This is a genomic window from Paraburkholderia sp., from assembly GCF_035656215.1.
Classification (GTDB): domain Bacteria; phylum Pseudomonadota; class Gammaproteobacteria; order Burkholderiales; family Burkholderiaceae; genus Paraburkholderia.
In genome coordinates, this window is the sequence record NZ_DASRSY010000484.1 from 1 (window position 1) to 6,855 (window position 6,855).

The window sequence follows — 6,855 nt, forward strand, 5'->3', positions numbered from 1 at the left end:
CGCAACAGCGATGACGTACACGCTGAAGTGGCTCGAATCGCCGATTCCGTTGCGCACCGGTCAAGTCACGTCGACGCGCGCGGGCACACAAATCACGGGTGCGGTGATCCACCCGCCGACCGGCGCACTTCCGACCGCCGAACAGACGCGCTGCGCTTTCATTCTCGGCGCAGGCACCGGTACGGGGGTTGGCGATGGCCAGCCTTATACGACACCCGACTTCGCCAACAACCCGAATCCGCCGATGATCCTCGTCGGCCTGGGCGTGGCCGGTGGCGGCATTCCCGGTGCGACGGTCGAGTACGACGGGCTGACTATTCTGCCGGTGCCGCGTCTCGAGAACATCGGCGCAGTGCCGAACCGGCACTTCGACTTCTATCCGTTCATCGGGTTCGCCAGCACGACAACCGACATCACCAAGCTGCCGGGTACCTATAACGGCCTGCTTTATCACCTCGTGCCGTCGGGTTCTTATGCGGCAACAGCGACCAATACGGTTGAAACCTTCGACGCGAGCGGCAATTGCACTGGCTCCAATTCAGCCAACGCGGCGTTTCATCCAAGTGCAAGTGGCTGCCTGACGACCGGCACCGCCTGGACGCTCAACAGCAGCGGCTACTTCGACAGTAAAAACACGCCGCAGATCGGCACTCAACTGACGCTACCCACCGGCAAAAGCGGTCCCGTGGCGCCGGCGCACATGATCATTGGCCAGATCAACGGCGCAACCGTGCCGCTCGTTATCCGCACTGGCCTCGTGAATCTTGGCACTCCACCGCTGCATCTCGACGCCCAGGTCGACGACGAGTCCGGCATCGCCATGCTCGCCGCGGCCACACCACTCGCATCGGGCGGCTTCGACGGCGGCTATGTCGGCGCGGATTCGAACTTCAAGTCCACCGCGACGTTGATCCAGGGAGGCGTGGGCACCTTCATCAACCCGTCGACTTCTGCTGCGGAAGACGGCTTCGGCCTGGGCTATGGACTGCCAAGCCCCGGACTGGTCGGCGTCCAGCAAGCGAATGGCCAGACCGGTTTCGCGATTGCCTCAGGTGGCCTGTACGCGATCGAAATTCAAGGCACCGTCAACGGTGGCGTCACGCCGACGTCAGCCATTTCAACCACGCCTAACGCTCCCTACTTCGGCATCGGCGCTCAGATCAGCAAGTAACGAACGAAGAGAATGAGGGACCGGCAGTTCGCAGTACGAGACATAAATAGCAAAAGGTGGCTGGACTGGGAGCCGGTCACACACAACGAGAAAATTCTGGAGGCGGTATGAAATGGAGAATCCTTTCGGTGCTCGCTCTTGCAGCACCGTTGCTGGGGGCGTGCGGTGGTGGGGGCGGCAACGGTGATGGACCGGTGACGGAAGTTCGCCTGTGTCCCGCGTCGCTCGACTACGGCACGGTGTTCACGGGCGGCGGCGGTGACGGCGAACTGGTCAAGTTGCAGATGGACACGACCAGGATGACCTGGCAAATCAGTTACATCGAATCGCCGATTCCGGCGCGCGTCGGCACCGTCGCGCCGACGCGCGCCGGTCAGAGCGCAAACGGCACGCTGACCCAGGAAACACTGCTGCCGACCAACAAGCTCAACCAGTGTGCCTACCGCCTGAACGGCGCGAGCCTTGACCCGAATCGTCCGGCGCGGATTTTTGTCGGCGAAGGCGTTGCGGGCGGCACGATTCCGGGGGCGGAAATCTCCTTCGCCGGGATTCTCGGCGTGGGTGCGGTGCCCGATACCAAGTTCCCGTACTACCCGTTCATCGGCTTCTCGTCGATTGAAACGAATCTCGCGAACGTGGCCGGCACCTACAACCAGCTCGGCTATCACCAGATTCCGTCGCAGAACTTCGCACCGGTCGCGGTCGATTCGAAGATCACGATCAATGCGGACGGCACGTGGAGCGAGTGCGACAGCTCCGGTGTCAACGCGGGCAAGTGCGAACAGCCGGGTACGAACTTCGTGTCGTCGGCTGACGGCAGCGGCGCGTTCAAAACCGACAAGTTCCTGGGTCAGGCCAAACCGACGCTCGCCACGACGCCCAAGGCCCGCGGCTACATGATCGTCGGCAAGCTGCGCAACCAGTTGGTGCCGATCCTGGTGCGAACCGGCGCGGCGAACTCGTCGGTGACGACGCCGGTAAATGGCGAACTCGGACCGTATGCGGACGATGAATCGGGCATCTCGATTCTGTCGCCGCAAACCTCGATCGCGGTGAACTCGCAAAACGGTGAGTACATCGGCGTAGATAGCCAGTTCGACTATCGCACCACCGCACTCGAAGGCACGCAGGCCACGTTGCTGGATCCGTTCAATGCATCGCAGGCATCGCTCACGACGGCGCTGAATCTGGACTTCACGCAAACCGTGCCGGGTGTGGTGACGACGACGCAAGTGGGCGCATCGACGGGTACCACGCCGACCGGAAAGATGATCTTCACGGGTGGCGTGTTCGGCTACCTCGATCTGACCAACGCGGCCTCGCCGTACTTCACGATCGGCGCCTTCGTCCAGTAATGGACGCAGCACGCGCCGCCGACACGCAACGAGGCGTTCGCGCCCCGGCTGCTGCGCACAGTCATAGCGCAGCAGCCGGGGGCCACCGGGTATCCAGCGCACCGGTCGGGCAGCCAACCCGCCGTCGCGCGCCGCGCGCGATCAACGCAACGCGCGCCTCAGGAGGAACAACATGAAAAAAATCTATTTCGCGATACTGGCCGCCGGCCTGTCAGCCAGTGCGCACGCACAACACGCGGGCGACAACGTCGCCGCGCTCGGCTGGTTCCACATCATGCCCCAGGATTCGAGCTCGCCGCTGACGACCAATGTCGCGCCGACCCCGATCAATACGCCGCTGCGTCTGCCGAGTTCGTTCACCTCATCCGGTACGGGGCTGTCGACCAATAGCGCCAATACCGTTGGTCTCACAATCAGCCATTACCTCACCGATCACATCGCGGTGACGACGGTCGCGGGCGTGCCACCGGTGTTCAAGATCTACGGGCACGGCATTATCAAGCCGCCCGGACCGGCAGGGGCGCTCGGTCAGCAGGATCTGGGCGATCCGCAGGCCAACTCGATCGTGAAGAGCGTGCGCCAATGGAGCCCGGCACTGCTATTTCAGTACTACTTCAATGCGCCCACGGCGAAGTTCAGGCCGTTCGTCGGCATAGGCGTGTCGTACAACTGGTTCTCCGACGTCCAGTTGAGCCAGAACTTCGTGCAGTCGACGCAGAACAATCTCGGTGCGGTGCTGGCAGCGGGCGCCGGCAAGCCCGGGCAGACGCAGGTGTCGGCGAAGGCGTCGTCGTCCTGGCAGCCGGTGTTCAATGCGGGGCTCACGTACGCCATCACCGACCACTGGGGTCTCGTCGCATCGGTCACGTACATTCCGCTGAAGACCACCTCGTCGGTCATCATCAAGGCGGCGGACGGCACGGAGCTGGGTGTCTCGAAGGCGGAGCTGAAAGCCGACCCGATCATTTCGTTCCTGGCCGTCTCGTATAAGTTCTGAGTTCAGCGCAGACGCGAAAAAAGCCGGTGGCCCCGCACACGGGGGCCAGCCGGCTTTATCTTTTCTGGAGAAGGCGGAAATTCTGGGCAAAAAAAAGCCCGCCTAATTGGGCGGGCTGAATCCATATCAGAGGAGACATGGAGGAGACAAGACGAACTATAGCAAATGGTTTGGTGCGTCGCAACATTCAAATTAGGGTTGACCCTCGGCGTTGTACAAACGCAACGATCCTTACGCTTGATGAACCGTACTGGCCAACGGCCACGCGCGAGCTCGCCGTTCGTCTAATGGCGCACCAGCGCCATCATCGCGCCGAAGCCGACGAATACGCCACCGGTCAGACGATTGAACATCCTGGCGACGCTGCGGCTCTTCAACCGTGCGCCAATCCGCGTGCCGAAACCCGCATAAACCAGGTACCAGCTCACCTCGATAACCGCGAAAGTCGCGACGAGCACACCGAACTGCGGCAGCTTGGGCTGCGCGGCATCGATGAATTGCGGCAGCAGCGCTGCGGCGAACAGGATGGCTTTCGGGTTGCTGCCCGCCACCAGGAAGCCGTTGCGAAACAGCGCGAAGCGCGAGCGTGCGGGCTTTGCGGAGAGTTCGTCGACTGCGCCCGCAGCGCCTTCGTCGGCCGGCGCCCGCCACGCCTTGATGCCCAGATAAACGAGGTAAGCCGCGCCGATCATTCGCAGTGCGTTGAACATCGCCGGCCACGTTTCGAGAAAGACGCCGAGGCCCGCCGCCGACACTGCCAGCATCAGCACCAACGCCGACAGGCAACCGGCCATGGTCGCGCTGGAACGGCGCAGCCCATGCTGGGCGCCGTGCGTCATCACCAGCAGCATGTTCGGACCGGGAATCGCGGAAACGACGAAAACAGTGGCGACGAACAGCCACCAGGTATGCAGACTCATTGAGATCGACGCAGAAAAGGATCGGGCGGCTATTATGCCCGCCCGCACCTTAAAGCGCGCCCCGCACAAGCACCGCTTCTGCTCAGCGCCCTGCCCGCCGTGCCGCCACCTGCCCCAGCACCGCGAAATCCTTCTCGCCGTCGCCATGCGCCACGGCTTCGATCAGGCTGTCACGCACAACACTTGCAACCGGCAGCGGCGTGTTGACCGCATCAGCGGCCGCCAGCGCCAGACGCAAGTCCTTCAGTCCGAGACGTGCCTTGAACAGCGCCGGCTCGTAGCGTTGCTCCGCGATCATCTTGCCGTAGCCGGAATAGACCGGCCCCGGGAACAGGCCACTCGTGATGACGTCGAGGAAATCCTGCATCGCGAGACCGTGGCCAGTCACGAGCGTGGCGGCCTCCCCGAGCGTCTCGACAGCCGCGCCCAGCATGAAGTTAGCCGCAAGCTTCATCACGTTCGCCTGCTGCGGCAGCGAACCGATGCGCCAGGTTTTCTGGCCGATGGCGTCGAAAATCGGCTGCACGCGGTCGATCGACTCGGCCGGGCCGCCCGCCACGATCGTCAGCTTGCCCGCCGCCGCGACGTCCGGCCGCCCCAACACCGGTGCGGCAACGTAATGGACGCCCCGCGAAGCGTGCGCTGTCGCCAGTTCCTCGGCCAGCGCCACCGAGATCGTCGCCATGTTCACGTGGATCACGCCACGCGGGGCATGTTCCAGCAACGACGCGGTGATGACTTCGCGCAGCGCGGCATCGTCGGCGAGCATCGAGAACACGGCGTCGCCCGCAAACGCTTCAGCCGGCGTCGCGACGATCCGCGCACCTGCGTCGGCGAGCGGTTGCGCGCGTTCCGGCGAGCGGTTCCACACGCGCACCTGATGCCCGGCTTTCAAAATGTTTGCAACCATCGCGGCGCCCATCTCGCCGAGACCGATAAAACCGATGTCCATCTGTCGCTCCGTCTTCTAAAGAACTGGAAGTAAAGCACACCCATGCGACAAGTGCAGGACAGCGCGCAATTAAACCCGGTGCGATACTGCTGCAATGGTCACCGCGACATTCCGCTTCTATGAGGAGCTGAACGATTTTCTCGCCCGGCCCCTGCGTCGGCGTGCGTTCAGTTACGCCTGCGCGCGCGGCGCCACCGCGAAACATATGATCGAAGTGCTCGGCGTGCCGCATACCGAGGTCGAGCTGATTCTGGTGAACGGTGAGTCGGTCGGTTTCAATCACCTGCTGTCCGACGGCGATCGCATCGCCGTTTATCCCAAGTTTGAAGCGCTCGACATCCAGCCGCTATTGCGCGTGCGCGAACATCCGCTGCGCGTGGTGCGTTTCATTGCCGACGCGCACCTGGGCGGGCTCGCCCCGCTGCTGCGGCTGGCCGGCTTCGACACGCTCTACGACAACCACTATCCCGACGCCGATATCGAAGCCCTCGCCGCCGCGCAACAACGCATCGTATTGACACGCGACCGTGAGCTATTGAAACGCAGCGCCATCACACATGGCTGCTACGTGCGCACGCTGCGCCCGCGCGAGCAATTGCGCGAAGTGTTTGAACGGCTCGACCTCGCCGGCAGCGCGCAGCCATTCCGCTTGTGTCTGATGTGCAATGCGCCGCTGCGGCGTATCGCCAAAGATGAAGTTGGCGATCGGGCGCCCGATGGCGTGCTGGAACGGCATAACCAGTTCGTCACCTGCGACGTATGCCGGCGCGTGTTCTGGGAAGGCACGCACTGGCAACGAATGCGTGCGCTGATGGACAGCGTGGCGGGGGCGCCGGAACGGCCCGTTTGAGCACCGCTCGATGGCTCAGACTCCGCGCCGCCTGAGCACCGCGCCAACGCCGCTCAGGTGCGGAATCGCCGCTGCTCGCTCGACGCGCGGCGCGATGCGTACAATGCGGGATTACTTATCTGGCAGAGGCCTTCCGTATGGCGATGAAAAAAACCGACATTGAAAAGAACAAGGCACTCAAGCTGAACAACGCAATGAAACTGTCGACCGCCGACCGCTTTGGCAAAGCCGCCGCCGCCGACCCGAAGCTCGATCGCCGCGAACAGCGCAAGCTCGACCAGGCGCAAGGCCTTGTGGCGTTCGCCTGCAAGCTGAATGGCGACCTGGTTACTGAACTGAAAGAGCGAGCAGCCACGCATCCGGAAGGCATGAGCGGGTTGCTGAACGAGGTCATCAAGCGCGGCCTCGCAGGCTAAACGCCGCTCAAACCCGCCGTGCAAATACAAAAAGGCCAGAGCAGAAGCTCTGGCCTCAGACTGCTGACCAACCCCACGTTTTTCGGAGCGTGGGGTTTTATTTTTCAGGCCAGGCAGATCGTGCGATGGGCCTCCCCAGATCGGGCGAAGCGGGCCAGAAACGCGCTGGCGAGCCTGTGCAGGACGCCAGGACG

At 63.1% G+C, this 6,855-nt stretch carries 7 protein-coding genes; 5 read left to right on the plus strand and 2 right to left on the minus strand.

The window, feature by feature from the left end; translation table 11 throughout:
- The 3 genes from VFE81_RS28715 to VFE81_RS28725 form a co-directional block, all read left to right on the plus strand.
- On the plus strand, positions 1-1,171 hold a 1,171-nt coding region (locus VFE81_RS28715; protein WP_325047816.1), incomplete at its 5' end, for a DUF2957 domain-containing protein.
- A gap of 107 nt (positions 1,172-1,278) precedes the next feature.
- On the plus strand, positions 1,279-2,526 hold the full coding sequence (locus VFE81_RS28720) for a DUF2957 domain-containing protein (protein ID WP_325047817.1): 1,248 nt from the start codon (positions 1,279-1,281) through the stop codon (positions 2,524-2,526).
- A 172-nt stretch (positions 2,527-2,698) separates the two neighbouring features.
- Complete coding sequence (locus VFE81_RS28725; RefSeq protein WP_325047818.1) at positions 2,699-3,523, plus strand: OmpW/AlkL family protein; 825 nt, start codon at positions 2,699-2,701, stop codon at positions 3,521-3,523.
- A gap of 284 nt (positions 3,524-3,807) precedes the next feature.
- On the opposite strand, the gene VFE81_RS28730 is transcribed toward VFE81_RS28725, so the two are convergent.
- Together VFE81_RS28730 and VFE81_RS28735 are read right to left on the minus strand one after the other, a co-directional pair.
- Positions 3,808-4,443 carry a LysE family translocator gene (locus VFE81_RS28730; RefSeq protein ID WP_325047819.1) on the minus strand — a complete coding sequence of 212 codons (636 nt, stop codon included), beginning with the start codon at positions 4,441-4,443 and terminating at the stop codon, positions 3,808-3,810.
- Positions 4,444-4,525: 82 nt separating this feature from the next.
- Entirely contained in the window at positions 4,526-5,395 is an 870-nt protein-coding gene (locus VFE81_RS28735) for an NAD(P)-dependent oxidoreductase (RefSeq protein ID WP_325047820.1), read from the minus strand.
- A 94-nt stretch (positions 5,396-5,489) separates the two neighbouring features.
- On the opposite strand from VFE81_RS28735, the gene VFE81_RS28740 reads away from it, so the two are divergent.
- Positions 5,490-6,245 (plus strand): Mut7-C RNAse domain-containing protein, encoded by a 756-nt coding sequence (locus tag VFE81_RS28740; protein ID WP_325047821.1) that lies wholly within the window; start codon positions 5,490-5,492, stop codon positions 6,243-6,245.
- A gap of 137 nt (positions 6,246-6,382) precedes the next feature.
- The gene (locus VFE81_RS28745; RefSeq protein WP_325047822.1) at positions 6,383-6,661 is read left to right on the plus strand and encodes a hypothetical protein; all 279 of its coding nucleotides are present in this window, start codon (positions 6,383-6,385) and stop codon (positions 6,659-6,661) included.
- Positions 6,662-6,855: the final 194 nt, after the last annotated feature.